Source organism: Sphingomonas sp. Leaf231 (assembly GCF_001421995.1).
GTDB lineage: Bacteria > Pseudomonadota > Alphaproteobacteria > Sphingomonadales > Sphingomonadaceae > Sphingomonas.
This window is the reverse complement of the sequence record NZ_LMLS01000002.1, coordinates 760655-785999: the sequence shown is the minus strand read 5'-3', so window position 1 is coordinate 785999 and position 25345 is coordinate 760655. Positions and strand designations below refer to the sequence as shown.

The following is a 25345-nucleotide window of genomic DNA, read 5'->3' as shown; positions in this document are numbered from 1 at the left end:
TTGATAGCCGAAACGATGCAGGGAGCGGCTATCCCGGCGTCGACACCGCGCCCGGCAACACCGTGCCGTGCACAGGCAAGTGCGTGCCGGGGCAACGCTTCGTCAACCAGCGTGGTGTTATGCCCGCAGGGTGACCGGATCTCTCGCCTCTCCGCTGCCGACCATCCCCTTGCGCGCGCTGCTTGGCCTGCGCGACGGAAGCGATCCCGACCTTTGGGCGCGCATTCGCGCGGCGCAGCTGTTCGCCGGGCGACAGCGCGCGCTGTTGCTGCTGGCGGCCAATCTGATCGGCGCGGCCATCGTGACGATGTTGCTCGAAAGGCGCGTGCCGGCGATGTGGCTGGCGGCATGGGCCGTCTCGGTCGGCGTCGTGGCGGTCGGCACCGCGATCCGGCGCCTGCGCGCGCCGGGCCGCGCCGGTGGCTATGCCGAGCTGGCGACGATGCGCCAGCCGATCGCGGAGGCGCTGGCGCTCGGGGTGGCGTGGTCGATCGTGCCGCTGGCGATCGCGCAACACGTCGATGTCGCCACCGCGCTGGCGCTGCACGTCGTGATGGCGGTGCTGATGGCCGCTACGGCGCTGGCCATGGTTTCGCTGGTCATGGCGGCGGCGATCTTCATCGGGATGCCCGCCATGGCCGCCGCCGTTTCGCTGACGCTGGCCGGCAGCCCGCTCGGCGCCATGGCGGACCTGCTGTTCGCCGCGCTGCTGTGCATCGCCACGTTCGACCGCGCCCGCGCGCTTGCGCTGCTCCACGTGGCGGAAGTCGGGCTGGCCGAGCGTGACGAGACGGTCGGCCTGCTGCTGCGCGATTTCGATGACACGTCCTCCGACTGGCTGTGGCAGACCGATGCCGCGCGGCGGATCGTGGAGCCCAGCCCGCGCTTCGCGGTCGCCTGCGGGCTCGATCGGGACGACATCGACGGGCGTCCGTTGCTGGAAGTGCTGGCGGGTCCCGGCTGGAACACCGGGCATGTCGCGCCCGCGCTGCGCGAACTGGCGACGCGGCTGCAGCACCGCGAGAATATCCGCGACCTCGACCTGCCCGTCGTCGTCCGCGGCGAGCAGCGCTGGTGGCAGATCGCCGCCTCGCCGCGACGCGACGCCGACGGGCATTTCGGCGGCTTCCGCGGCGTCGCCTCCGACGTGACGGAGGCGCGCGCCTCCGCGGCGAAGATCGCGCGGCTGGCGCGGTTCGACACGCTCACCGGGCTGCCCAACCGCTTGTTCGTAAACGAGTCGCTGACCGAGGCGATCGCCCGCGCAGAGCAATGGCGCACCCGCTGCGCGTTCATGATGATCGACCTCGACCGCTTCAAGGCGGTCAACGACACGCTTGGCCATCCGGTCGGCGACCGGTTGCTGGGCAAGGTGTCGGAACGGCTTGCCGCGCTGGTCGGCGACCGGGAACTGGTCGGCCGGCTGGGTGGCGACGAATTCGCGGTCGTCGTGCGCGACGCCGACGATCCCGGCCATGTCGAGCGGCTGGCGGCGACGATCATCGATACGCTGTCGCAGCCGTACGAGGTCGACCAGCACACGCTCTACATCGGCGCATCGGTCGGCGTGGCGACATCGCCCCGTGACGGGCGCAGTGCGGAAACGCTGATCCGTTCCGCGGATCTGGCGCTCTACCGCTCCAAGGATCAGGGCGGCGGCACCTTCCACGCCTATGAACCGCAACTCCATGCCGAGGCGGAGGAACGCCGCGTCCTCGAAATGGCGCTGCGCAAGGCGCTGGAGAACGAGGAGCTGTCGCTCGACTATCAACCGGTGGTCGACGCGCGGACCGGCGCGTTGCGCGGGTTCGAGGCGCTGTTGCGCTGGCGGCATCCCGCTTTCGGGCAGATCCCGCCGTCCAAGTTCGTGCCGATCGCGGAGGAAGCGCGGCTGATCTCGGCGATCGGCGAATGGGTGGTTCGCACCGCCTGCGCGGAGGCGGCGGGCTGGCCGGAGGACGTGCGCGTGGCGGTGAACGTATCGCCCGAACAGCTCCACAACCCGCATTTCGTCACGATCGTCACCGAAGCACTCGCGAACAGCGGCATCGCGCCCGCTCGCCTCGACCTGGAGGTCACCGAAAGCGTGTTCCTGCGCGAGGGCACCGGCGCGGTGCGCGTCCTGCGGGAGATACTCGCGCTCGGCGTCGGGCTCAGCCTCGACGATTTCGGCACCGGCTATTCCTCCCTGGGGTATCTCGGCTCGACGCGCTTTTCGTCGATCAAGATCGATCGCAGCTTCGTGCAGACCGCCGCCGCCGGCCGGGCCGAGGCGATCGCGATCATCCGCGCGGTCGTGGCGATGGCCGACAGCCTCGACATGACCACCACCGCGGAGGGGGTCGAAACCGAGGCGGAGCTGCGCATGGTCCAGGACCTCGGCTGTCGCAACATCCAGGGCTATTACTTCGGCCGCCCGCTGCCCGTCGCGGAGGCGCGCGCGCTGGCGATGCGCAGCGTGCAGACGCGCGCCGCCTGATCATGGTCAGCAATCGCTTGACGAACGGGACGGATACGTTCAACAGCACGCCCGCATAGGAGTGTAGCTCAGTTGGTAGAGCATCGGTCTCCAAAACCGAGGGCCGTGGGTTCGAGTCCCCCCACTCCTGCCATTATTCAACCGCTTAATGGCCGGACCGCGAACCGATAAAGCGGCCTTCGCGCGTGGTCGGCGCGGGGCAAGAACCCGGCCGGCAGACCGCCCGAGCGGTTTCGCCGAATCGTCCCGTCATCTCGCTACGATGCCCGTGCGTCGGCAGCCGGGACGATCGAGGATTTCCGATCGCGCCGTGATCCGGCGGATCTGGCACTTCGGCTCATCGACCACTCGACGGCCGATCCTCGGCAGATACAGCACGCCCGTCCGTCAGGGCCGCCCGTCAGGGCCGCCCATCAAGGAATGAGGCGGCTTCCCTGACACTGCTCCGTGTCGGTTTTACGGTGCCTATTACGGCTGGTACGGCAATGACGATTGATGCAGCACGATCCGCACCTTTGCATCCTTGCACTCCTTGAACACAAAGCTCTTGTTCACGAAGATGTGACTGTCGTCCAGACCGATGAAGTGGACGTTGCACTGCACGATCGCCAGATCGCCATGCAGGATAAAGTCTTCCTTGCTATACCACACCTTTACCCAGGGCTTCAGCTTGAATCCCTTATCGTCACGGAATTCGTCGCTGCCCCCTGTGAAATAGGCCAGGGCACCGTCCTTCGTCGGTCGGAAAGTCTGGGCGCCGAACGCCAGGGTCGGCTTGAACAGAACCTTGCCGCCGTCATAGTCGTAATTGTCGCTGAGCACCTGTGTCGCGACGGCGCGCGCATCCCCACCGTCGGCGTGAGCCTTGCCGACCGCGACCACATTGTCGCACCAGGTCTGCAGGGCGCCGTGCACCATGTCTTCGGTAAACATCTCGCTTGATCCTTCTCGAATGTTACGTGCGCGATCACAGAAGCCCAGCGCGACGCCGCCATGACGTCGTCCCGCCACGGCCGCACAGGCCGTCATCGGCGCTGTCGGTGCTGGCGAAATCCAACCAGCGGGTCGGCATGCGATCGGCGAAAGCGTCGATGCCGATCATGCCGGCATCCCCGCAGCCACGCTTTCGATCAGCCCCTGAAAGCTGACGTCGTGTAACCCCATCGTCATCAACGCGAGCGTGCCACGGAGCTCCTCGGGATCGATGTTGCGGGTGATGAACACCATCCGCGTCCGCCGGTCCGCCGACGGCCAGCGATCCAGTTCGACCGGCGGGTGGAAGACGTGCTGCACGCCATGGACGACCACGGGCGCATCGTGCCCGGCAAGGTTCACGATCCCCTTCACGCGCAGCAGGTCGGCACCCTTGAACATGGTGAGCAGCCCCAGCCATCGGTCGAAAGCGAGCGGGTCCAATGGGGTGTCGAACGTCAGGCAGGTCGCGCGAATGCCGTCGTCGTGCCGGTTCACGTCATGATGATGGTGGTGGTGGTGATCGGGGCGACTTGCCTCGTCCGCCAGCCAGCGGCTCACGTCGTCGCTCTTGCTGGCGGGATCCCACAAACCGACATCGAACAGCAACGCGGGATCGACAACCCCGTTCGTCGTCGCGATGACAGGTGCGCCCGGGTTGAGCGCAGCGACCCGGTCGCGGATCACGCGCTGCTTGGCGGCGTCGGCGAGATCGGTCTTGGTCAGCAGGATCCGGTCGGCGACCGCGGCCTGCTTCACCGCTTCGGCCTGCGTGTCCAGCGTCGCCATGCCGGCGGTCGCGTCCACGGTCGCGATGACGGCGTCGAGCCGGTACAGCGTCGCCAATTGTGGATCGGTCATCAGCGTGTGGAGGATCGGCGCCGGATCGGCCAGCCCGGTGGTCTCGATCAGCACCCGGTCGAACCAGCACCGTCCCTCGCGCGCGAAGCGCCACGGCGCCGCGCGCAGCGTCCGCGAAAGGTCGCCGCGGATAGTACAGCACAGGCAACCGCCGATCATCTCGACGACCAGATCCTCGTTCGATCGTGCGATCAGTTCATGGTCCAGTCCGACCGCGCCGAACTCGTTGATGACGACCAACGCGCGCGCCATGCCGGGCGAGCGGACCAGGTGGTTGAGGACGGTCGTCTTTCCGCTGCCCAGAAAGCCGGTCAGCACCGACACCGGAATGCGCGCTCCCGCGCCCGCAAGGACGCCGCTCATGCCTCGTCTTCCGTCACGCCGACACACACCGCCAAGGAATCGAGCGCGCGCTGGTTGGGCTGGCCCGTCATCTGGAGGGCACTGGACATCGATCTGGTTCTCCGTTTATGTGATGTTGTATCGTATCACATTGGATGATTGTCATGGCAAGCCCCCTCCCATCCGATCGTCGTTTACCCGTGACTGTCTTGTCCGGCTTTCTCGGTGCGGGCAAGACGACGCTGCTCAACCACATCCTCGCGAATCGCGAGGGACGACGGGTGGCGGTCATCGTCAACGACATGTCGGAAGTGAACATCGACGCCGATCTCGTCCGCGGCGGAGAGGCGGCGTTGTCGCGGTCGGAAGAAGCGTTGGTGGAGATGACCAACGGCTGCATCTGCTGCACGCTGCGTGACGACCTGCTGGTCGAGGTGCGTGCGCTCGCGGCGGCGGGCCGGTTCGACTATCTGGTGATCGAGTCGACCGGCATTTCCGAGCCGCTGCCCGTCGCGACCACCTTCTCGTTCCGCGACGAGGAGGGCGCGTCGCTGGGCGATGTCGCACGACTGGACACGATGGTGACGGTCGTCGACGCGCTGAACCTGCTGGCGGACTATTCCAGCGAGGATTTCCTCGCCGATCGCGGCCAGACGCTGGGCGAGGAGGACACGCGCAGCCTGGTGGGCCTGCTGGTCGAACAGATCGAGTTCGCCGATGTGGTGATTGTCAACAAGGCATCGTCGGTGTCGTCCGGGCAGCTCGCCACGGTCAGGAAGCTGGTCGCCAGCCTCAACGCCGATGCGATCATCGTCCCCGCCGATCATGGCCGCATCGATCTTGACCTCGTGCTCGCCACCGGCCTGTTCGACGAGGAGCAGGCCTCGCGTCACCCGCTGTGGGCCAAGGAGCTGTACGGCTACGCGCACCATCAATCCGAGACGGAGGAATATGGCATCGAGAGCTTCGTCTACCGCGCACGCGCGCCGTTCGATCCGGTCGGGTTCCATGCCTTTCTGACGGATGGCGGCCTTGACCATGTGGTGCGCGCCAAGGGCCATTTCTGGCTGGCGACCCGCCCCGACTGGGTCGGGGAGCTGGCCGTCGCCGGCAGCCAGACCGGGACCGCGCGGATGGGCCGCTGGTGGGCGGCGGTGCCCAGGCATCAATGGCCAGACGACGCGCGTTTCGAGGAGTTCGTCGCGAAACACTGGGATCCCATCTGGGGCGACCGGCGGCAGGAACTGGTGTTCATCGGCATCGGCATGGACGAAGAGCACATCCGGCGGCGGCTCGATGCCTGCCTTGTGCCGGCCGCAACGTTCACGCCCGCGCTGTGGACGGCGTTGCGCGATCCGTTCCCGGCCTGGGGCGAGCGTCAGCTGGAAGCCGCCGAATGACGCTGACCATGCTGGAGGGTGCCGTCACGTTCGGTTACGACCGTGCCTCACTCGATGCGATCGCCCGACCCGAAGCGGCGCTGGCGATCTGGTGGCGGCCGCTATCCGATGCGCTGCGGTCCGCGCTTGCGGTACTCGACCTCGATGCGATCGGCGATCTGTCGGTCGACGTCGATGCCGATGCGCTGCTCGATGGGACGCTGCGCGACGCGGGCTATCCCGATCCCGTCGCTACCCTGCTCGCCGGGGATGTCGGCCTGTTGCTGCGGCGACATGCCGCGCTGACGGGTGAGGATCGACTGCGCCTGCGGCTGGAAGTGATCGAAACCGATGCTTGCCGTCGCTTCCACGCCGATTACGTCACGCTGCGACTGTTGTGCACCTATCTCGGCCCCGGTACGCAATGGTGCCGCAGTGCGGCGGTGGAGGCGATCTGCGAGGTGCCGACCGGCGCGGCAGGCGTGTTCAAGGGCCGGTTGCTGATCGATCCGCCGCCCGTGCTTCACCGCTCGCCGCCGATCGTGGCAACCGGCGCGCGGCGCCTCGTGCTCGCGATCGATCCCATCCGAAGTCGCCACGTCCCGTAAGAAGAAGCGTCAGCATCATCGACAATCCCGTCGCCGGAGACGGGTAAGCTGCCGCAGGGGGCGGCGCCGCATCCCCGGCGGTTACGCCATCATCGCAAAAGGACTTTCATGAACCGCCGTACCTTGTTGATGTCTGGCGCCGCCATCCCGTTGCTTGGAGCGCCCCTTTACGCGGCGTCCCCCGCCAACCCGCTGCTGGGTGAGTGGCCCGACGGCGTGCCGCCCTATGGCGCGATCCGTCCAGCCCACTACCGCCCCGCCTTCGCTTCGGCGCTTGCGGCGGCGCGGGCCGAGCACCGGGCGCTGACCGCCGCGGGTTCGTCACCGACGTTCACCGATACGATCGAGGCGATGGAGCGATCGGGGCAGCAACTGGCGCGCATATCGGCAGCGTTCTTCACGGTGTCGGGTGCCGACGCGACCCCGGAGATTCAGGACATCGAGGAATCGATCGTGCCTGATCTTACCCGCTTCTCCAACGAAACCTCGCTCGATCCGGTGCTCTTTGCCAGGGTCGATCGCCTGTTCCGCCGTCGCGAGACGCTCGGACTCGACCCGGAACAGACGCGGCTGCTGGACGAGACGCATCGACGCTTCGTTCGGGCCGGCGCAGCGCTCGCTCCCCCGGCGCGCACGCGCGTTGCCGCGATCAACGAGGAGATGGCCGCGCTCGGCGTGCAATTCGGGCAGAAACTGCTCGCCGACCAGAAAGCCAGCGATGTACTGCTCACCGAGGCGGAGGTTGCCGGCCTGCCCGCCGATCAGAAGGGCGCTGCCGCCACCGCCGCGCGCAAGGCCGGCAAGCCCGGCTATCTCATCCCCGCCACCCGCTCCGCGGTCGAGCCGTTCCTGACCGCGGCGACGAACCGCGACGCGCGCGCGAAGGTGTTCCACGCCTTCGATCGGCGCGGGGCGAATGCCAATGCGAACAACACCGCCGCCATCATCCGCCGCCTGGTCGAACTGCGCATCGAACGCGCGAAGCTGATGGGTGCCGCCAGCCATGCCGGTTTCGCATTGCAGGACGCGATGGCGAAGACGCCGCAGGGGGCCACCGACTTGCTGATGCAGGTGTATCGCCCCGCGCTGGCCCGCGCGCACGAGGAAGAACGCGCGTTGCTCGCACTGGCCGACGCCGACGGGATCGACCGGATCCAGCCATGGGACTGGCGCTTTTATGCCGAACGGGAACGCCGCCGTCGCTTCCGGCTCGACGAGGCGGCGGTGAAGCCGTATTTTCCGCTCGACGGCATGGTCGCCGCGCTGATGGACACGGTGAAGCGGCTCTACGACATCCGTTTCGTGCCGCGCGCCGATGTCCCCGGCTATGCCGAAGGTGTGAAGGTGTGGGAGGTGCGCGAAGCGAACGGGACGTCGACCGGCCTGTTCTACGCCGACTGGTTCGCCCGCCCGACCAAGCGGCCCGGCGCGTGGATGAACGCGTTGCGCGACCAGAGCGACTTGCTTGGTCAAGGCGCGATCGTGGTCAACAACTGCAACTTCACGCCGCCGGCACCGGGCGAGCGCGCACTCATCAGCATCGACGACGCCGAGACGCTGTTCCACGAGTTCGGCCATGCCCTGCACGGCTTGTTCAGCAAGGTGCGCTACCCCAGCCTGTCGGGCACGGCGGTATCGCGCGACTTCGTCGAACTGCCCTCGCAAATCCACGAACACTGGGCCAGCCAGCCGGCGCTCCTGCGCGCCCATGCCCGTAACGCCGCGGGCGAGCCGATCCCGGAACCGATGCTCGCGGCGTTGCTGGAGTCGCGAACCTTCAACCAGGGCTATCTGACCGTTCAGCAGCTTTCGTCCGCGATCCTCGACATGCGCCTTCACTCGCTTGGCGCGTTGCCGGCGGATTTCGACACGCAGGCCTGGGAAGCGGCGCAGCTCGCCGATCTCGGGGTTCCGCAAGCGGTGGGGATGCGGCACCGGCTCGCGCACTTCAGCCACATCTTCGACGGCGGCTATGCGGCCGGCTATTACGCTTATACCTGGGCGGAGGTGCTGGATGCCGACGGTTTCGCGGGCTTCGAGGAGCGTGGCGACGTGTTCGACCGGGCGCTCGCGACGAAGCTGCGGCGCGAGATTTTGTCGCGCGGCAACAGTCGCGACCCGGCGGAGAGCTACCTCGCCTTTCGCGGCCGGATGCCCGATGCCGCCGCGCTGCTGCGCAACCGGGGGCTGGCATGACATCGCGCCTGTTGCTGGCCGTCGGCGCGCTGATGGCCACTCCCGCAGCCGCGACCACGACGGACGATCCCGCCAAGCCCGTCGACCGTGACGACATCGTCGTCACCGCCACCTTTCAGCGCGATCCGCGCGACGCCGCGTCGCCCGTGTCGGTGCTGGCCGACGAAGCGCTCGACCGGTCGCTGCGACCACAGATCGGCGACGCGCTGGCGCGGCTGCCCGGCGTGTCCGCCACCAGCTTCGGCCCCAACGCCTCGCGCCCGGTCTTGCGCGGGCTGGCCGGCGAGCGGGTGCGCGTGCTGACCGACGGGATCGGCGCGTTCGACGTGTCGAACACCTCGGCCGACCATGCGGTGGCGATCGATCCGTTGCTCGCCGGACGGATCGAGGTGCTGCGTGGGCCAGCCTCGCTACGCTTCGGATCGTCGGCGATCGGCGGGGTCGTCAACGTGCTCGACCGCCGCGTGCCGACGCACGTACCCGAAGGGCTGCTGTCCATGCAGGCGCGCCGATCGCTCGGTTCCGCGGCGGACGAGCGATCCGCGGGCGCGAACATTGGCGTGCGCGTATCGAACCGCTTCGTCGTGGCCGGTGGCGGCAGCCTGACCGACACCGGCGACCTGCGCGTGGGCGGCGCGGTGCTGTCCGCGCCGCTGCGCGATCAGGCGCGCAAGAGCACCGATCCGGCCGTTCGTGGCCTCGCCGACCTGTCGGGCCGCCTCGCCAATACCAGCGCGCGGACGCGCACCGCCAACCTGGGTGCCGCCTTCATCGACGAGGGCGGCGATCTGGGCGTCGCGATCACCCGCTACGAAACGCGGTACGGCCTGCCGATCCGCTATGCGCTGACGCCCGGTGCCGAACAGGAGGCGGTGCGGATCGCGGCGGAGCAATGGCGCGCCGATCTGCGCGCCTCCGTGCTGCTGCCCGGCCCGTTCGAGCGGCTGTCGCTGCGCGGCGGCTATGCCGATTACAGCCATGTCGAGGGCGACAGCACCAACGGCACCACCTTCGCCAACAGGGGCCTGGAGGCGCGGGCCGAGTTGCGCCAGCGCCAGCGTGGCAGCTGGCAGGGCGTCAGCGGCGTACAGACTTTCTTCCGCGATTTCCGCGCCGTGGGAGCCGAAGCCTTCGTGCCGCCCAACGAGACGGTGCAGAACGGCCTGTTCACGCTTCAGGAGGTCGCGGTCGGCCCGGTACGGTTCGAAGGCGGTGGGCGGGTCGAATGGACCGGCATACGCGCGCAAGCGGCAGGCTTCGATCGCAATTTCACCGCGACATCGATCGCCGGCGGCGCGTTCGCGGCGGTCGCGCCCGGCGTGAAGCTGGGCGTGAACCTGTCGAGCACCGCCCGCGCCCCGGCGGCGGAGGAACTGCTGGCGGATGGCGCACATATCGGCACCCAATCCTACGAGATCGGCGACACCGGCTTCGGGATCGAGCGCGCGCGCGGAATCGAATTGGTCGCCCGGCTCTCCGGGTCGGCGTGGCGGCTCGATGCATCGGCCTATCGGACGCGCTTTGCAGGCTATATCTACGAATTCGAGACGGGGCAGGTGATCCAGGATCTGCCGGTCTTCCGCTTTGCACAGGGCGATGCCACGTACCGCGGATTCGAGGTCGAGGGCGAGGTACGCTTCGTCGCGCGTCCCGGCCTGACGCTGAAGGCCGATGGACTGGTCGATGCGGTGCGCGCCACGATCGACGGCTTCGGCCCCGCCCCGCGCATACCGCCGTTGCGGCTGCTCGGCGGGATCGAGGGGCGTGGCGACCGCATCGGTATGCGCGCGGAAGTCGAGCATAGCACCCGCCAGACGCGCGTCACCGGCTTCGAGACGACGAGCGATGCCTTCTCACTCGTCAATCTCAGCGCCGACTGGACGCCGCTGTCCGGACGCGGACTGCGGCTTACGCTGAGTGCCAGCAACCTGTTTGACGTGATCGCCCGCCGCCACGCGAGCTTTCTCAAGGATTATGCCCCGCTGGCCGGTCGCGACGTGCGACTGGGCCTCAGCGTCGGGCTGTGAAGGAGACATCTCGATGCGATACCGGCCCGCCATCCTCGCCATCCTCGCCCTCGCTGCGCCCGCCGCCGCGCAGGAACGACCCGCGGTTCCCGCTTTTGCGCTCGCCCCGCTTCCTTACCCGGCGACCGCGCTGGAGCCGGTGATCGATGCCGAAACGATGACCCTGCATCACGACCGGCATCATCAGGCTTATGTCGATGCGCTCAACAAGGCCGTTGCCGCCGATCGCACGCTTTCCGGCCATCCGCTGGAACACCTGCTCGCGCAAGCGGGATCGGCCCCGGCGGCCGTCCGCAACAACGCCGGCGGCCACTGGAACCACGACTTTTTCTGGAAAACGATGACGCGCCCCGGCACCGGCGGCGACCCGTCGCCGGAACTCGCGCGCGCAATCGATGCGGCGTTCGGCTCGATGGAGCGGATGAAGGCGGCGTTCAAGCTGGCCGGAACCGGCCGGTTTGGCTCTGGCTGGATATGGCTGATCGTGGGGGCGGACGGCAGGCTCGCGGTCACATCGACCCCCAATCAGGACAATCCGTTGATGGACGTGGCGGCGACGCGCGGCACGCCGCTGCTCGGTAACGACGTCTGGGAGCACGCATATTACCTCAAGCACCGCAACCGCCGTGCCGATTATCTCGATTCATGGTGGCAGGTCGCCGACTGGAAGACGGTGTCGAAGCGGTTCGCCGAAGCGAAGCGCTGAACCGCCGGCCACCGGTCTGATACGACGATACGACGTGACGTCACCCGAAGCGGACGGCGGTGAAGATCACGACGACGGCCGGTATCGCAAGGTCCGGTGCGATGCGGGCGGATTCGGCACGCGATCGAGCATCCACGGCCGGATGGCAGTCGCCCGTTGCAGCGCGCGGGCATGATGTGCAAGGCTCGATGCCTCAGCGACGCTGCCCGGCTCCCTGCCCGTGAAATGGACGACGGCAGCTTCTGGAATACCGGGGACGGAAGCATGATGATGGACCCGGCCCCGTGAAGCATCAGCGACCGATCAGGACGGCCTTGCCACCGGGCCGGCTGGCGGCGCGCGCCGCCGTGCTGGCGGCGCGTCCGCGCTTCTACCGGGCCGGACGCCTGTCGCCGCTGACCACGCTCGCCATTCGCGGCGTGGCCGTGCTGCTGCTCGTCGGCATCGCGCTTGGCGGTCACTGGATCGAGCGCAGCGGTCTGCGCGACAACACCGATGGCGCGGTCAGCTTCCTCGATATCGTCTATTTCACCGTCATCACCGTGACCACGGTCGGCTATGGCGACATCGTGCCGGTGAGCGACGCGGCGCGCATGTTCGACACGTTCGTCGTCACGCCGATCCGGATCTTCGTCTTCCTTATCTTCCTTGGAAGCGCGTACAGCTTCATGCTGAGGCAAGGCTGGGAGCGGTGGCGTATGGGTTTCATCAGGCGCGAGCTGAAGGATCACGTCATCGTCTGCGGCTACGGGCGTTCGGGTTCGGCGGCGGTGAGCGAACTGCTGGAGCGTAACCATCCGGCCGAACACATCGTGGTGGTCGACACGAACGCCGATCGGCTGCGGCTTGCCGAGGAGCTCGGCGTCGCGACGGTCGAGGGCGATGCGACGCACAACAAGGTGCTCGAAATCGCGAAGGTCGAGACGGCACGCACCGTCATCGTCTGTCCCGGGCGTGATGATACCGCGGTGTTGATCATCCTGACGTGCCGCCGGCTGTCACCGCATGCCGCCGTGGCCGTGTCGATCGGCGCGATCGAGAACGAACTGCTCGCACGCGACGCCGGCGCCAGCATCATCGTCAACCCGGTCAGCTTCGGCGGGCAGTTGCTCGCGCAATGCACGGCCGGGCCGCACGTCGCCGACTATGTGGCCGACCTCGTCACGCGCAACGGCAAGGTCGAGCTGCGCGAGCGTACGGTGCGGGCGGATGAGGTCGGCAAATCGCCCGGTGATGTGACCGGCGGCCAGATCGTGCGGGTCTACCGCGGCGATCGTGCGATCGGCATCGACGATCCTGACGCGCAGCAACTGCACGCGGGCGATTTCGTGATCGAGCTGGTCGAGCCGAAGCGCTGAACTGCCGCCGGACATCGCAGGCACGCTCCACCTGCTCGTCGCCCGGCTGGTGGACAAGGCTGGCGAAACGGCGGGAAATACCCGCCGCGGCCGAAGCATCGCTCGATCCTGTTGCGATGTCGGTAGAGCCGCTGGCCATGCGCGACGGGCCGTGCGGTACCACCTGGACGGGATCACAACCCGACCCTTGCACCAGCGGCGTCGACCGTTACATTCGCCGGTACCAACCCCGGCAGGCGCCGAAGGAATTATCCTTGTGTCGAATGCTTGAGGTCTTTCGGCGAGCTTCCGCGCAGTTCCATCAACCGCCGCCATGACATCGCGAACCGACATGCCCGGCGCCACCCCCGCCGCGACGATCCCCGCCGCGACGATCATCATCATGCGCGATCGCCCGGACGGCCCTTCCGACATCCTCATGGTCGAACGCGCCGGCGCGATGGCGTTCGCGCCCGGCGCGATGGTGTTCCCCGGCGGCCGCGTCGATCCCGCCGACCGCACCTTCGCGCTGGCGCTCGGCTGGACCGACATCGACGAGGGCGCGGCGCGCATCGCCGCGATCCGCGAGACGATCGAGGAGGCGGGTCTGCCGATCGGCGTCACCCCGCTGCCCGATGCCGCCGCGATCGCGACGATGCGCGCCGCGTTGCACGGCGGAGCGCCGCTGTCCGCCGCACTCGCCGCCGCCGGTGCGACGCTCGCGCTCGACGATCTGGTCGCGTTCGCGCGCTGGCGGCCCGATCACATGCCGGTCCGCCGGTTCGACACCCGCTTCTACCTCGCGCGCCTGCCAGCCGCCGCGTCGCCGCCGCAGGTCGACGGGACGGAGAACGTGCGGCTCTGCTGGGCCAGCGCTCGGGCGGTGCTGGCCGATGCGGATGCGGGGCGACTGGCGATCATCTTTCCAACGCGTTGCAACCTCGAACGACTTGCCCGGTTTGCCGATCATGCCGCCGCGGTGGCGCACGCCCGCGCCACACCGGTGCGCATGGTCGCGCCGTGGACCGAACGGCGCGACGGGAAGGACTGGCTCTGCATTCCGGACGACCTCGGCTACCCCGTGACCGCACATCCGCTGGACGAGGTCCGGCGCGGATAGCGCGCACGTTCCGCCGCATCGTCGCATGCGTCGCCGTGCTGCTGCTGCTCGCCACCGTTGCGCTGGTCGCATGGGGGGCATTGCGGGGACGGCCTCAGGATTTGCCTTGGGCGCCGCTCGACCTCGGGGAGCCGGTCGGCCTGTTCACCGGACGCAAACTGACCGCGCTGACCGGTGACGCCGCCGGATGCCGTGCGTTGCTGTCGCGGGCCGGGGTGCGCTTCACCGCCCTTCCGCCGCGCCGCGAACGCCAGTGCGGCTATGACGATGCGGTGCGGCTGACCCGCGGCGGCGCACGGGCCACCGCCTTCGCACCCGCCGACCTCGGCATCGCCTGCCCGGTCGCGGCGGCGGTGGTGATGTGGGAATGGGACGTCCTGGCCCCGGCGGCGCGCCGGCACTTCGGCGCGCGCGTGGTGCAGGTCGATCATTTCGGCAGCTATTCGTGCCGCCGCCTCTACGGCCGCGATGCCGGCGCGTGGAGCGAACACGCCACCGCCGACGCGATCGACATCGCCGGGTTCCGCCTGTCCGACGGCACGCGGATCAGCGTCGCGCGCGACTGGCCCGCCACCGGCGATGACGCCGCGAAGGCGGCGTTCCTGCGGGAGGTGCGCGACGGCGCGTGCCGGCTGTTCGCCACCGTCCTGTCGCCCGATTACAACGCCGCGCACCGCGACCATTTCCACCTCGATCAGGCGGCGCGCGGGGCCACGGGCTGGCGCGCGTGTCGCTGATCCGTCTCGACGCGCGCGACTGGCGGACGCGCGAACAATTCTGGGCGGCGCTGCTTCCCGCACTCGGCGCGCCCGATTGGCACGGGCCGAACCTCGACGCGCTTTACGACGGATTGGTCGCCGGCGAAAATCGCGTTCGCCCCCCGTTGTCGGTCGAGATTTGCACGACGACGCCCCTTCCCGCCGCACTGATGGCGTATCTGGCGCGCGTCGGCATCGTTTTCGAAGACGCAGCGCACGACATCGGGCTGGCGATCGCGCTACGCATTGTCTGAGTAGATCAGTGCGGCAGCGCCGCCGTATCGACCTTCTCGACCCAATAAGGAAAGAATGCCGGCTGCCGTGACGACCAACCCGAAGCGGTCGCCGCCGCTTCGCTGATCGACTGCAACAGCCGCCGCCGCAATTCGGGATGAAGGTGCGGCATCGCCGCCGCCGCGCAAAACGCCGACGGCAACCACGGGCGCACCCGCGCCCCGACCAACCGCTCGAAAAGGAAGCGGAATGCCGAGAAGGATGTGATCCGTCCCTGCCCCAGGTCGAATGCCGCCAGCGTGATCAGCGGTGCCAGAACCTGCTCCGCCGCATCCAGTCCGCTGTCGTCGGGAACCAAGGCCCTCAACGCGGGCAGGCGACGATAATGCTGCGCCTGCGCCCGGATGCTCGCGGTTTCCACCACGTCGCGCGACCAGCGCGCCAGTGCGTCGTCGCGGTCCAGCCCGATATCCAGACTCCGTCGGATATAGCGCTGGGTCGCCGCCGGGAAGGTCGCGAACTCCTTCATTTCCGCCAGCGTCATCGCGCCCTCGGCCGCCCGCATCCTTTCCATCGCCACACCCCGCCGTGCATGATCCAACCATCGAAAGAATGCGGGAAAAGGGTTAATTATCGCCTTAACCGCGCCGTCTTCCGATCGTCACAAAGCAGCACGCGCTCCGCTGCGCCGCAACAAAGATGCGACGAAGCGAAGCGCTGGATCTCGAAATAGCGATGTACGGTGACGATCGGGCAACGTTCGATCGCCGCCGTCCTCAGGCGTCGCGCTGGCGCTCCGCTTCCTCGGCGGCGTCGAAACCGGAGGACGGGGCGGGCTCGCCGCGCCCCGGCTGGGTGATCGAGACCGGGTCGGATGCATCCATCGTCTCGTCCAGTCCGGCGTCCAGCCGCGCATCCTCGCTACCGGGGTGCTTGCGCAGCCGCTTGTCGATCGAGCGATCCTGCCCGGCGTCCTGCCGGGCGTCCTTCGATCCCCCCGCATTGCCGGCCTCGGGTGCGACCGACAGGCTGTCGAGCGCGCGTTCGTCGATCGGGCTCGCTTCGGTCATCATACCCTCCTCATGATTTTTGGACATATTCGCTTACATCCCAACGCCGGACGTCGCGCCGCGTTCCTGCCCGACCCGCGTCACCCGCACGCGTTGCTCCCACAACATCGCCGTCCCGAAGATCGTCATGAACGCGATGTCGGTGGCATCGCGGCCCACTCCCACCAGCGCCATCTCGTCGGGACGGGCCATGCCGGTGGCGTCCAGCAGGTGCCACGCACCGTCCAGCCACAACTCCGCCACGGCGTGGAAATCCTGGGGATCGACATCCGGCGCATAGACCGACGCGCAGCGCGCCGGGATCTCCGCCGCCCGCGCCAAAGCAACCAGCAGATGCGCATAGTCACGGCACACGCCGCGGCGCTCGGCGAAAGTATGCAATGCCCCTGCTCCCGGCGGCCCCGGCATATATTCGAGATTTTCCCGCACCCACTCCGCCAGCGCCTGCGCCAGAGCACCACCCTGCAACCCCGCGAAAGTGCGCCGCACGAAGTTCTCGAACCGGTCGGATTCGCAATAACGGCTGGGAAACAGATAGGGGATGGTCGTGGCCGGCAGGTAAGCCGCGGGCGTCGCGGGCAGATCGCCGATCGGCAGCACAGGACGATCGATCACCACCGTCGCGCTGTAATGCGCGACCAGTCGACCCTCGGCATGTGCCCAGCAACGCTGTCCGATGCCGTCCTCGCCCGCCACCGCGCGGATCGGATGATCGGATTCGATCATCAGCGCCTGCTTCTCCAGCAATTGATCGGGCCGGGCCGCGACCTCGATCTGCAGCAGGACGTCGGCCGGGGCCGGAAAGCCATAATCCAGCATGGCTTCGATCGAAAGCCGCATCGCCACCAATGTCCTTGCGAATGAAGTCAAAAAAAAGGGCCCGGCGATTGCCCGCCGGACCCTTTAGCGTTCGAACGCCCAATCCCGTGGGATCAGTCGCGGTTCCCGCCGAACAGGCGGAGAATGAACAGGAACATGTTGATGAAGTCGAGGTACAGGCTCAGCGCCGACATCACCACGGCCTTGCCGACCATCTCGGGGCCATGGCCCGCGACCTGGAAGTACAGGCTTTTGGTACGCTGCGTGTCATAGGCGGTAAGCCCGGCGAACAGCAGCACACCGACCAGAGAGATGAGCAGGCCCAGCGGACCCGAATTTACGAACATGTTGATCAGGCTGGCAACGATCAGGCCGACCAGGCCGATGATCAGGAACGTGCCGAATGCCGACAGATCACGCTTCGTCGTATAGCCATACAGGCTCAACGCCGCGAAGCCCGCCGCGGTGGCGGCGAACGCCTGCGCGATGGCGATCGGCGAATAGACGAAGAAGATCGACGACAGCGACAGGCCCATCGCGACCGCGAAGCCCCAGAACATCGCCTTCAACGTCGACGTCGAGAACTTGCCCTGACCGAAGCTCATCGCGAAGACGAAGCCGAGCGGTGCCAGCGCGATGACCCAGCGCAGCGGCGTCTGGAAAACGGCCTGCGCATAGCCGGACAGCGCAAACGCCAACGCCACGATGCCGGTCAGCAGGACGCCCGACGCCATGTAATTGTAAACGGACAGCATGTACGACCGCAGGCCGGCGTCGCGCGCCTCCGTGCGGGTGCCCGAAGCGGTCCCGCCGAACGGGGCAGCGGAGGGCCGGGGATCGGACCAATTGGCCATTGTCTCTTTGCTCCTTCATCCGGACAGATATGTCGGATACAGGGAATATTGCGCGCCGGTCCCCCGATTTCAAGCGAGGGTCGGCCCATGACGGTGACAGCAAAGGTTCGTTACAGCATCATGCATCGCCTGTTCGTCGCGTTGCGCCCGCCCCCGCCGGTTCGCTCGCTGCTCGTGGATCCGATGGGCGACGTGCCCGGCGCACGCTGGCAGGATGACGGGCAACTGCATCTCACCACTCGCTTCATCGGCGAGGTCGACCGGCGTCAGGCGGAGGATATCGCCGCCGTGCTGGCTACGGTCGTCGCGCCGGTGCCGGTCGCGCGGATCGACGGGGTCGGCACGTTCGACCGGCGTGGGCGGGTCGATACCCTGTGGGCGCGGGTCGCGCCGCCGGAGCCGCTCGCGGCGCTTCATCGCAAGGTCGATCAAGCACTTGCGCGCGCGGGCGTAGCGCCGGATACGCGCCGCTACCTGCCCCACGTCACGCTGGCGCGGCTGGCGCGCGGCGCCGCCGATCCGATGGCCGTCGATCGCTGGATCGCGCGGCACGCCGGTCTCGCCAGTCCTTCGTTCCCGCTCACGCACCTGACGCTCTACGAAAGCCGGCTCGGGCATGACGGTGCCCGCTACGAAACGGTGGCGCGCTGGCCGCTCGAATAAGGCGGGAGACGTCCCCTTCCCTTCGATCGCGACGCTGTTAAGCTCGCCCGAAAGAGAGGGTGCATGACGCAGACGGACGATACCCGCGCGAGCGGCTATGCATGGTATGCGCTGGGCCTCCTGTTCCTGGTCTACGTCCTCAACTTCGTCGATCGTCAGGTGATCTCGATCCTGGCCGAGGACATCAAGCGCGATCTGAACCTGCGCGACGAGGATCTCGGCTTTCTGTACGGCACCGCTTTCGGGGTGTTCTACGCTTTATTCGGCATCCCGCTGGGGCGCTTGTCCGACAATTGGCACCGTGTCCGCCTCATGACCGCCGGGCTTTCCTTATGGTCGGCGATGACCGCCTTGTCCGGGCTGTCGTCGACCGGAACGCAGCTTGCCGCGGCGCGGATCGGCGTCGGGGTGGGAGAAGCCACCGCATCGCCGTCCGCTTACTCTTTGATATCAGACTATTTTCCCAAGCGGCTGCGCGCCACCGCTTTATCGATCTACTCGGCCGGACTGTACGTCGGCGGCGGCTGCTCGCTGTTTATCGGTGGATTGATCGTGCAGAACTGGAATCGCGCCTTCCCCACCGGCGGACCGCTCGGCCTCGCCGGATGGCAGGCCGCGTTCCTCGCGGTCGGCCTGCCCGGCCTCCTCCTCGCGCTCGTGATCGCCACCCTTCGCGAACCCGTCCGCGGCGCGGTGGAAGGGTTACCGACTCCACCGCCGCACCCCGCACCCTTCCGTGCGTTCGCCGACGAACTGGTGACCATCCTGCCGCCGCTCACGCTGATCGGTGCCGCCCGCGGAGGACGCCGCGCGCTGCTCGTCAACCTCGCCGGCCTTGCCACCACCATCGCGATCGTCGTCGGCCTGCACGCTGCCGGTGAACCGCTGCCCCAGTGGATCGCGGTGGGGATCGGCGGTTATGCCGTCTTCTCGTGGGGTTGCGCCCTGAAACGTCGGGATCCTCCTACGTTCGCGCTGATCCTCGGCACCCCCGCCTTCGTCTGCACGGTGCTCGCCTACGGCCTGAACGCGTTCATGGCCTATGCCGCCAGCTTCTGGGCGGCGCCCTATGCGATCCGTGTGCTGGGGGTGACTCCGGCGCAGGCCGGCCTGTTCATCGGCGGTGCCGGCGCAGCGGCCGGGTTCATCGGCGTGACCACCGGCGGAATGCTCGCGGATCGCCTGCGCCGCAGCAATCCGGCCGGGCGGCTGGTGCCGGTACTGGCGAGCGCGGTGCTTCCGGTGCCGTTCATGGTGGTGGGCTACACGACATCGACCCCGGCCGTGCTCTACGTCTGCATCTTCTGCGCGCAGGTTTTCGCGGCCTGGGGACTGGGGTCGGCAGCGGCCGCGACGCAGGATCTGGTGCTGCCGCGCATGCGGGGTACGGCGACCGCGACCTTCTTCATCGGCACGACGCTGATCGGCCTCGCGCTGGGACCATATCTGGCCGGACGGATCTCGACGCTCACCGGCAGCCTGTCGACCGGCATGCTTTCGCTGCTGCTCAGCGTACCGATCACGATCGCGGCAGGGCTGGCCGCCTATCGCCGCTTCCCCGCCGCCGAGCGCACGCGCGAAGCGCGCGCCCGGGCGGCAGGCGAACCGATCTGACCGCTCAGGCGGGCTGGAACACCCCGCACGCGATGCGCCCGCCGGAATTGCCGCTGGGATCGGTTTTCAGATCGTCGGCCTGGGCATGGATCACCATCGCCGCGCCGTCCGCGTCCAGCATTCCGGCCAACGTCGCGCCCGGTATGGTCGCACCGACGGTGCCGCGGCCGTCGTTGCCGATCACCAGATTGGGAAGATCGCCGTGATGCGGCCCTTGCGGGTTCATCGCACCATGCTTGGCCTGGGTCGGGTTCCAGTGCCCGCCCGCCGTGGCGAAGTCCGGGGCGTCGCAGCGCCCGACCATATGCACGTGCGCACCGTGGGTGCCCGGCGGCATGGCGCTGGCATCGACGGTGAAGCGCACGCCGCCCGCCACCTCGGTCGCGGTGGCGCGACCCGCCGACCCGCCGCTGGCGGTCGCCAGCATCGCGGTCGCGCTCGCCCCGCCGGCCACGGGGGTACCCGTCGCTATCTTGCCCTCGTCGTTGCACCCGGCCAGCGACAGGCCAAGAAGCCCGGCACCCGCCATCATCACCATCCGTCGCATCGTTCGTGCTCCTCCCATGTCTATCTCTCCAGCAACCCGCCGCGCCTTCGGCGGGTTCCGGCGATCATCGATGGCTGCTCGCGATCAGACGCGCGATGCGCTTGCCCAGAAACGCGGCTTGCATGATCGCCATCACCAGCGCGACGTTCAGCACGACGATCTCGATCAGGAAGAACCACAGCGGCGTGCCCGCGATCATGCTCAGTCCGAGAAGGATGGTACGTGGATTCGCGCCCAGCACCGCCAGCAGCGGCAGCGCACGCGACCCGACCTGCCGCGCGATCTCCGCGATCCGCCGTCGTTCCGGCGGATCGGCTTCGGCACTGGCGACCAGCGCGTTGACGACCTGCGTCGGCCGGGACAGCGCGTGCCACACGTTCAGGTACAGGTTCGACAGGGCGATGCCGATGCCGCGTCCGTCGGAACGGGCGTTCTGCAGCCACGGCGTATTGTACGCCCACCATTGGTAGGTTCTTCGCTGACTTTCCGAGAACACTGACTGCACCGCCCGACTGAACCCCGCGGCGAATGCAATCGGCCAGGCGACCCACCCGATCCGGTCGTCCATCGAAGCCGCGAGCAGCAGATAGAGGACGCCATGACCGGCATAATCGCACAGGCCGTCGACGATCTCGCCAGATGGCGACGCGCGTCCCGACATGCGGGCCAGCGCGCCGTCCGCCCCGTCCACCACGTGCCAGGCGCAGTGCAGGAAAAAGCCGAACGCGATCGCGGCGGGAGTCGCGATCCATGCGTAGAGCACCGCCGTCGCCATCACCAACACGGCCCCGGCCACCGAAACCATGTTCGGCGTTACCGGAGTCGGCACCAGCGCGCGCGCCAGCACATGGGCCAGCGGATGATAAAGAGTACGATTTAGAAAGCCTTGTAACTCTCGCGGCTTTCCCGCCACAGCCGGTTCAGATTCGTTCACGCGTCCCTCGCGAGATTGCTTCGGTGCGCCTATACAGGCCATCGGCTCGCTTGACAGATGCATCGTATCTGTCACGAAGCGGCAACGTTTTTGACTTTCGTCCGGCCATGCGTCGGCAAGTGGGGTAGAATGGCGACGATCAAGGTGGCGGTTATCGGTGTGGGCAATTGCGCGAGCAGTCTCGTGCAGGGCAAATACCATTACGCCGGCAGCAACACCGCCGCGGGCCTGATTCACGAGGATATCGGCGGCTACAAGGTCGGTGATCTGGACTTCGTGGCGGCCTTCGACGTCGATTCGCGCAAGGTCGGGCTCGATCTGGGCGAGGCGATCTTCGCCAAGCCGAACTGCACGAAGGTTTTCCACGCCGACGTGCCGAAGACCGGCACGATCGTGAAGATGGGCGCCAAGCTGGACGGCGTTGCGCCGCACATGCTGACAGCGGCCAACGATCGCGGGTTCGAGATCAACGACACGCGCGACGCCGAAAAGGCGGAGATCATCGCCGAACTGAAGCGTACCGGCGCAGAGATCCTGGTCAACTTCCTGCCGGTCGGCAGCCAGGAGGCGACCGAATTCTACATGGAATGCGCGCTTGAGGCTGGCCTCGGCGTCGTCAACTGCATGCCCGTGTTCATCGCGTCGCGTCCGGAGTGGGAGAAGAAGTTCGCCGACGCCGGCCTGCCGATCATCGGCGACGACGTGAAGGCGCAGGTCGGTGCGACGATCGTCCACCGCGTGCTCAGCAACCTGTTCGGCCAGCGCGGCGTGACGATCGATCACACCTACCAGCTGAACACCGGCGGCAACACCGATTTCATGAACATGCTCGATCGCAACCGTTTGGCGAGCAAGAAGGAATCGAAGACCGAGGCCGTGCAGGCGGTGATCGCCGAGCGGCTGGCGGACGAGAACATCCACGTCGGTCCGTCGGACTACATTCCGTGGCTGGGCGACAACAAGCTGTGCTTCCTGCGGCTTGAAGGCGACCTGTTCGGCGGCGTGCCGATGAACCTGGAGCTGCGCCTTTCGGTCGAGGACTCGCCGAACTCGGCGGCCGTGGTCGTCGACGCGATCCGTTGTGTGAAGCTGGGCATGGAGCGCGGCATCGGTGGCGCACTGGAAGGCCCGTCGGCATTCTTCTGCAAGCATCCCCCGCAGCAGGTGACCGACGACGTGGCGGCGGCGATGACGAACGAGTTCATCCACGCCGACACGCGTCTCGCCGCCGAGTAAGGGCGACACGACCTTGCACGCGCTGATCGTCGCAGCCGGCTATGGCAGCCGGCTGCGCGAGGTGTCCCCTTCCAAGCCGCTCACGCTGGTGAACGGCGTGCCGTTGATCGAGCGCGTGCTGCGCGCCGCCGTCGCTGGCGGTGTCGACGGGGTCACCGTTGTCACGGGTCATGAAGCGGATCGGCTGGAACGTCATCTTGCGATGGCCGCTGCGACGATCGGCGTACCGGTCCGCTGCGTGCGAACCGCCGACTGGTCGTTGCCGAACGGCCATTCGGTGCTGACGGGCGCGGCGACGATCGGCCCGCGCCGTCATTTGTTGATGATGGCGGATCACCTGATCGATCCTGTTTTGGTGGCTCGCGTCATCGCCGCTCCCGAAGCGGCGCTGACCCTCGGCATCGATCGCCGGCTCGACAATCCTCTGGTCGATCTGGACGACGTCACGCGCGTCCGCACCGACGGCGATCGTATCGTTGCGATCGGCAAGCATCTGCCTGACTATGATTGCTACGACACCGGCGTCTTCGCTGTCGATGCTCGCTTCCACGATGCGTTGCGCGCAGCGGTCACGGCCGGCGGACCGGTTTCGATTTCGGCGGGCGTGGAGACGCTTGCGGCTGCGCGGGGCGCGCGCGTCGTCGACATCGGCACGGCGTGGTGGCTCGACGTGGACGATCCTCGCGCACTTGCGCAGGCGGAAGCCGCCGTGGCCCGGCAAAGCGCCCACCCGCGCGCGGCCTGACAGCAACAAATCTTAACTCCGCAGCCGGGAACACGCACGACGGATCGGCTATTGCACCCCGAACGAATTCCTCGTCGGAGCGCGATCCCATGACCAACGACCATCCCCACGTCGTCCGCCACAGCATCGCGGGTTGGCCGGCATTGCTGGTGATCTGCCTGTTGATCGCCGGCGTGCTGTACCTGACGCTTGGTCGCCAGGCAGAGGCCGCGAAGGTCAAGCCGGCTACCGGCACGGCGCGGGCGATGGCGCTGGCCGCCGAGCAGCATCCCGCCAGTCAGCCCACGCCCCGCTGACCCGCGCTTGCGGGATCGTGAGGAGCCGTACCGCGTTGAAGCGGCATGACCAACTCCTCAGCGCCCCCGCAAAACCCGCCGCCCCCCTTCGATAAAGACACGGGCACCTTCGGCCAGGAGTATACGCTCGATGACGAGCGGCGGATGGGTGAACAGGAGCCGTCCGGCTCGGTGTCGCCGCGACGCTCGCAAGTGCCCGATCAGGCGTCCTCCACGCCTGACAGCGGGCGACGGGCGTCGTTCGATCCCGAAACGGGTGCGGTGCACGGCAGCGGCGCAAGCGCGGGCGGCGGACATGAGGGAGAGGATCCCGACGACGACCGCACCGGCGGTGATGGTATGCCGCTGACGGGTGCCGGTTCGACGAAGCAGCGCTGACGCGACATGGCGGACGACTTCGACATCGTGCTGTTCGGCGCGACCGGCTTTACCGGAGGTCTGGTCGCCGAATATATCGCCAGCCGGTACGACGGCCAGGCTCGCTGGGCGCTCGCCGGTCGCTCCGCTGCGAAACTTGCGAAGGTGCGTGAAGCGCTTGGCGTGGATGTTCCCCTTCTTGTCGCAGACAGCGATGATGCCCGCGCGTTGCGGGATATGTGCAGCCGGACGCGTGTCGTCATCAGCACGGTCGGCCCGTATCAGCTGCACGGCAGCGCGCTGATCGCCGCCTGTGCCGAAACCGGAACGGCGTATGTCGATTTGTGCGGCGAGCCTGGCTGGATGCGGTTGATGATCGACGCCCATCATGACGAGGCGAAGCGCAGCGGGGCCCGGATCGTCTTCTCCTGTGGCTTCGACTCGATCCCGTTCGACCTTGGCGTACTCACCCTACAGGAAGCGGCGGTGGCGCGGTTCGGACAGCCGGTGCCGCGAGTAAAGGCGCGGGTGCGCCGCGTGAAGGGCGGCTTCTCGGGCGGCACCGTGGCCAGCCTCAAGGCGACGCTGGCCGCGGCGGCGCGCCAGCCGTCATTGCTGGGGCTGCTCACCGATCCGTTCGCGCTCACCCCCGGGCACGCCGGTCCGCACCAGCCGGCCGGACTGCTTCCCGAATACGACGCCACGCTTCAGGCGTGGGTGGCGCCGTTCATCATGGCTCCGATCAATACCAAGAACGTCCATCGCACCAATTTCCTGCTCGGACAGTCGTGGGGCGATCTGGTGTATGACGAGATGGTGGTGACCGGCCTTGGCGATCTCGGCAAGGCAGCGGCGGAGGCGATGGCGAAGCTTAACCCGTTTGCCGGAGACAAGGGGCCCAAGCCCGGCGAGGGTCCATCCAGGGCGGAGCGCGACGCCGGTCATTTCGACATCCTCTTCGCCGGCTTGATGCCGGACGGCTCCCGGCTCGACACCGTCGTGACCGGTGACAGCGATCCCGGCTATGGCTGTACGTCCCGGATGCTGGCCGAAAGTGCCCTGTGCCTGATCCGCGACGTGCAGGGCGAGGGCGGCATCTGGACGCCCGGTGCCTTGATGGGCACGTCGCTGCGCGACCGGCTGGTCGCGCATGCGGGCATGACGTTCACCGCCGGATAGTCGCCGCCGGCG

General features: G+C 67.7%; 26 protein-coding genes and 1 tRNA gene. 18 read left to right on the top strand and 9 right to left on the bottom strand.

Going from position 1 to position 25345, the window contains the following annotated elements; translation table 11 throughout:
• Positions 1–130: 130 nt before the first annotated feature.
• Positions 131–2479 carry a putative bifunctional diguanylate cyclase/phosphodiesterase gene (locus tag ASE95_RS09980; protein WP_056635122.1) on the top strand — a complete coding sequence of 783 codons (2349 nt, stop codon included), beginning with the start codon at positions 131–133 and terminating at the stop codon, positions 2477–2479.
• 57 nt (positions 2480–2536) lie between these two features.
• Positions 2537–2612: transfer RNA gene (locus tag ASE95_RS09975), tRNA-Trp, on the top strand.
• A gap of 335 nt (positions 2613–2947) precedes the next feature.
• Here ASE95_RS09975 and ASE95_RS09970 read toward each other — a convergent pair.
• The 3 genes from ASE95_RS09970 to ASE95_RS09965 are packed head-to-tail and all read right to left on the bottom strand — an operon-like array spanning position 2948 to position 4675.
• A complete protein-coding gene (locus tag ASE95_RS09970; protein WP_056635121.1) occupies positions 2948–3412 on the bottom strand; it encodes a hypothetical protein in 465 nt (154 codons plus the stop codon).
• Between the two features lie 34 nt (positions 3413–3446).
• Positions 3447–3581 (bottom strand): hypothetical protein, encoded by a 135-nt coding sequence (locus tag ASE95_RS18440; RefSeq protein WP_268795830.1) that lies wholly within the window; start codon positions 3579–3581, stop codon positions 3447–3449.
• The gene (locus tag ASE95_RS09965; protein ID WP_056635119.1) at positions 3578–4675 is read right to left on the bottom strand and encodes a CobW family GTP-binding protein; all 1098 of its coding nucleotides are present in this window, start codon (positions 4673–4675) and stop codon (positions 3578–3580) included. Before ASE95_RS09965 ends, ASE95_RS18440 begins: the two co-directional genes overlap by 4 nt.
• Positions 4676–4818: 143 nt before the next feature.
• Here ASE95_RS09965 and ASE95_RS09960 point away from each other — a divergent pair, with 143 nt between their 5' ends.
• The 9 genes from ASE95_RS09960 (at position 4819) to ASE95_RS09920 (ending at position 15039) form a co-directional block, all read left to right on the top strand.
• Positions 4819–6054, top strand: a complete 1236-nt coding sequence (locus ASE95_RS09960) for a GTP-binding protein (RefSeq protein WP_200918786.1) — start codon at positions 4819–4821, stop codon at positions 6052–6054.
• Positions 6051–6641 carry a DUF1826 domain-containing protein gene (locus ASE95_RS09955; protein ID WP_056635115.1) on the top strand — a complete coding sequence of 197 codons (591 nt, stop codon included), beginning with the start codon at positions 6051–6053 and terminating at the stop codon, positions 6639–6641. Before ASE95_RS09960 ends, ASE95_RS09955 begins: the two co-directional genes overlap by 4 nt.
• Before the next feature lie 108 nt (positions 6642–6749).
• Complete coding sequence (locus ASE95_RS09950; protein ID WP_235528263.1) at positions 6750–8837, top strand: M3 family metallopeptidase; 2088 nt, start codon at positions 6750–6752, stop codon at positions 8835–8837.
• Positions 8834–10864: a TonB-dependent receptor gene (locus ASE95_RS09945; RefSeq protein ID WP_056635114.1), complete on the top strand. Its 2031-nt coding sequence runs from the start codon at positions 8834–8836 to the stop codon at positions 10862–10864. The genes ASE95_RS09950 and ASE95_RS09945 overlap by 4 nt, the downstream gene beginning before the upstream one ends.
• Before the next feature lie 13 nt (positions 10865–10877).
• On the top strand, positions 10878–11570 hold the full coding sequence (locus ASE95_RS09940) for a superoxide dismutase (protein ID WP_056636191.1): 693 nt from the start codon (positions 10878–10880) through the stop codon (positions 11568–11570).
• A 284-nt stretch (positions 11571–11854) separates the two neighbouring features.
• Complete coding sequence (locus tag ASE95_RS09935) at positions 11855–12928, top strand: potassium channel family protein (protein ID WP_235528262.1); 1074 nt, start codon at positions 11855–11857, stop codon at positions 12926–12928.
• 313 nt (positions 12929–13241) lie between these two features.
• Positions 13242–14027, top strand: a complete 786-nt coding sequence (locus ASE95_RS09930; protein ID WP_235528261.1) for an NUDIX hydrolase — start codon at positions 13242–13244, stop codon at positions 14025–14027.
• A gap of 35 nt (positions 14028–14062) precedes the next feature.
• Positions 14063–14764: an extensin-like domain-containing protein gene (locus ASE95_RS09925; protein WP_235528260.1), complete on the top strand. Its 702-nt coding sequence runs from the start codon at positions 14063–14065 to the stop codon at positions 14762–14764.
• Positions 14755–15039, top strand: a complete 285-nt coding sequence (locus ASE95_RS09920) for a barstar family protein (protein ID WP_056635112.1) — start codon at positions 14755–14757, stop codon at positions 15037–15039. The genes ASE95_RS09925 and ASE95_RS09920 overlap by 10 nt, the downstream gene beginning before the upstream one ends.
• A 5-nt stretch (positions 15040–15044) precedes the next feature.
• Here ASE95_RS09920 and ASE95_RS09915 read toward each other — a convergent pair whose 3' ends face one another.
• From ASE95_RS09915 to ASE95_RS09900, 4 genes are all read right to left on the bottom strand, one after another.
• Positions 15045–15584 carry a hypothetical protein gene (locus ASE95_RS09915; RefSeq protein WP_156347998.1) on the bottom strand — a complete coding sequence of 180 codons (540 nt, stop codon included), beginning with the start codon at positions 15582–15584 and terminating at the stop codon, positions 15045–15047.
• 211 nt (positions 15585–15795) lie between these two features.
• Positions 15796–16089, bottom strand: coding sequence for a hypothetical protein (locus ASE95_RS09910; protein WP_082450084.1), 294 nt, complete (start codon positions 16087–16089; stop codon positions 15796–15798).
• A gap of 33 nt (positions 16090–16122) precedes the next feature.
• A complete protein-coding gene (locus ASE95_RS09905) occupies positions 16123–16929 on the bottom strand; it encodes a transglutaminase-like domain-containing protein (protein WP_056636178.1) in 807 nt (268 codons plus the stop codon).
• 92 nt (positions 16930–17021) lie between these two features.
• Complete coding sequence (locus tag ASE95_RS09900) at positions 17022–17762, bottom strand: Bax inhibitor-1/YccA family protein (RefSeq protein WP_056635106.1); 741 nt, start codon at positions 17760–17762, stop codon at positions 17022–17024.
• 87 nt (positions 17763–17849) lie between these two features.
• On the opposite strand from ASE95_RS09900, the gene thpR reads away from it, so the two are divergent.
• Both thpR and ASE95_RS09890 read left to right on the top strand, forming a co-directional pair.
• A complete protein-coding gene (gene thpR / locus ASE95_RS09895; protein WP_443025451.1) occupies positions 17850–18425 on the top strand; it encodes an RNA 2',3'-cyclic phosphodiesterase in 576 nt (191 codons plus the stop codon).
• 63 nt (positions 18426–18488) lie between these two features.
• Positions 18489–20039 carry a spinster family MFS transporter gene (locus tag ASE95_RS09890; RefSeq protein WP_056635105.1) on the top strand — a complete coding sequence of 517 codons (1551 nt, stop codon included), beginning with the start codon at positions 18489–18491 and terminating at the stop codon, positions 20037–20039.
• Positions 20040–20043: 4 nt separating this feature from the next.
• Here the strand turns inward: ASE95_RS09890 and ASE95_RS09885 are convergent, their stop codons facing one another.
• Both ASE95_RS09885 and ASE95_RS09880 read right to left on the bottom strand, forming a co-directional pair.
• Positions 20044–20586: a superoxide dismutase family protein gene (locus ASE95_RS09885; protein WP_056635102.1), complete on the bottom strand. Its 543-nt coding sequence runs from the start codon at positions 20584–20586 to the stop codon at positions 20044–20046.
• Positions 20587–20650: 64 nt separating this feature from the next.
• The gene (locus ASE95_RS09880; protein ID WP_156347962.1) at positions 20651–21757 is read right to left on the bottom strand and encodes a CDP-alcohol phosphatidyltransferase family protein; all 1107 of its coding nucleotides are present in this window, start codon (positions 21755–21757) and stop codon (positions 20651–20653) included.
• On the opposite strand from ASE95_RS09880, the gene ASE95_RS09875 reads away from it, so the two are divergent.
• From ASE95_RS09875 to ASE95_RS09855, 5 genes are all read left to right on the top strand, one after another.
• Positions 21650–22756: an inositol-3-phosphate synthase gene (locus tag ASE95_RS09875; protein ID WP_056635099.1), complete on the top strand. Its 1107-nt coding sequence runs from the start codon at positions 21650–21652 to the stop codon at positions 22754–22756. The genes ASE95_RS09880 and ASE95_RS09875 overlap by 108 nt on opposite strands.
• Before the next feature lie 13 nt (positions 22757–22769).
• A complete protein-coding gene (locus ASE95_RS09870; protein ID WP_056635097.1) occupies positions 22770–23501 on the top strand; it encodes a phosphocholine cytidylyltransferase family protein in 732 nt (243 codons plus the stop codon).
• Between the two features lie 89 nt (positions 23502–23590).
• A complete protein-coding gene (locus ASE95_RS09865; protein ID WP_056635096.1) occupies positions 23591–23797 on the top strand; it encodes a hypothetical protein in 207 nt (68 codons plus the stop codon).
• A 45-nt stretch (positions 23798–23842) separates the two neighbouring features.
• A complete protein-coding gene (locus ASE95_RS09860) occupies positions 23843–24175 on the top strand; it encodes a hypothetical protein (protein ID WP_056635095.1) in 333 nt (110 codons plus the stop codon).
• Positions 24176–24181: 6 nt separating this feature from the next.
• The gene (locus ASE95_RS09855) at positions 24182–25333 is read left to right on the top strand and encodes a saccharopine dehydrogenase family protein (protein ID WP_056635093.1); all 1152 of its coding nucleotides are present in this window, start codon (positions 24182–24184) and stop codon (positions 25331–25333) included.
• The last annotated feature ends 12 nt before the right edge of the window (positions 25334–25345 follow it).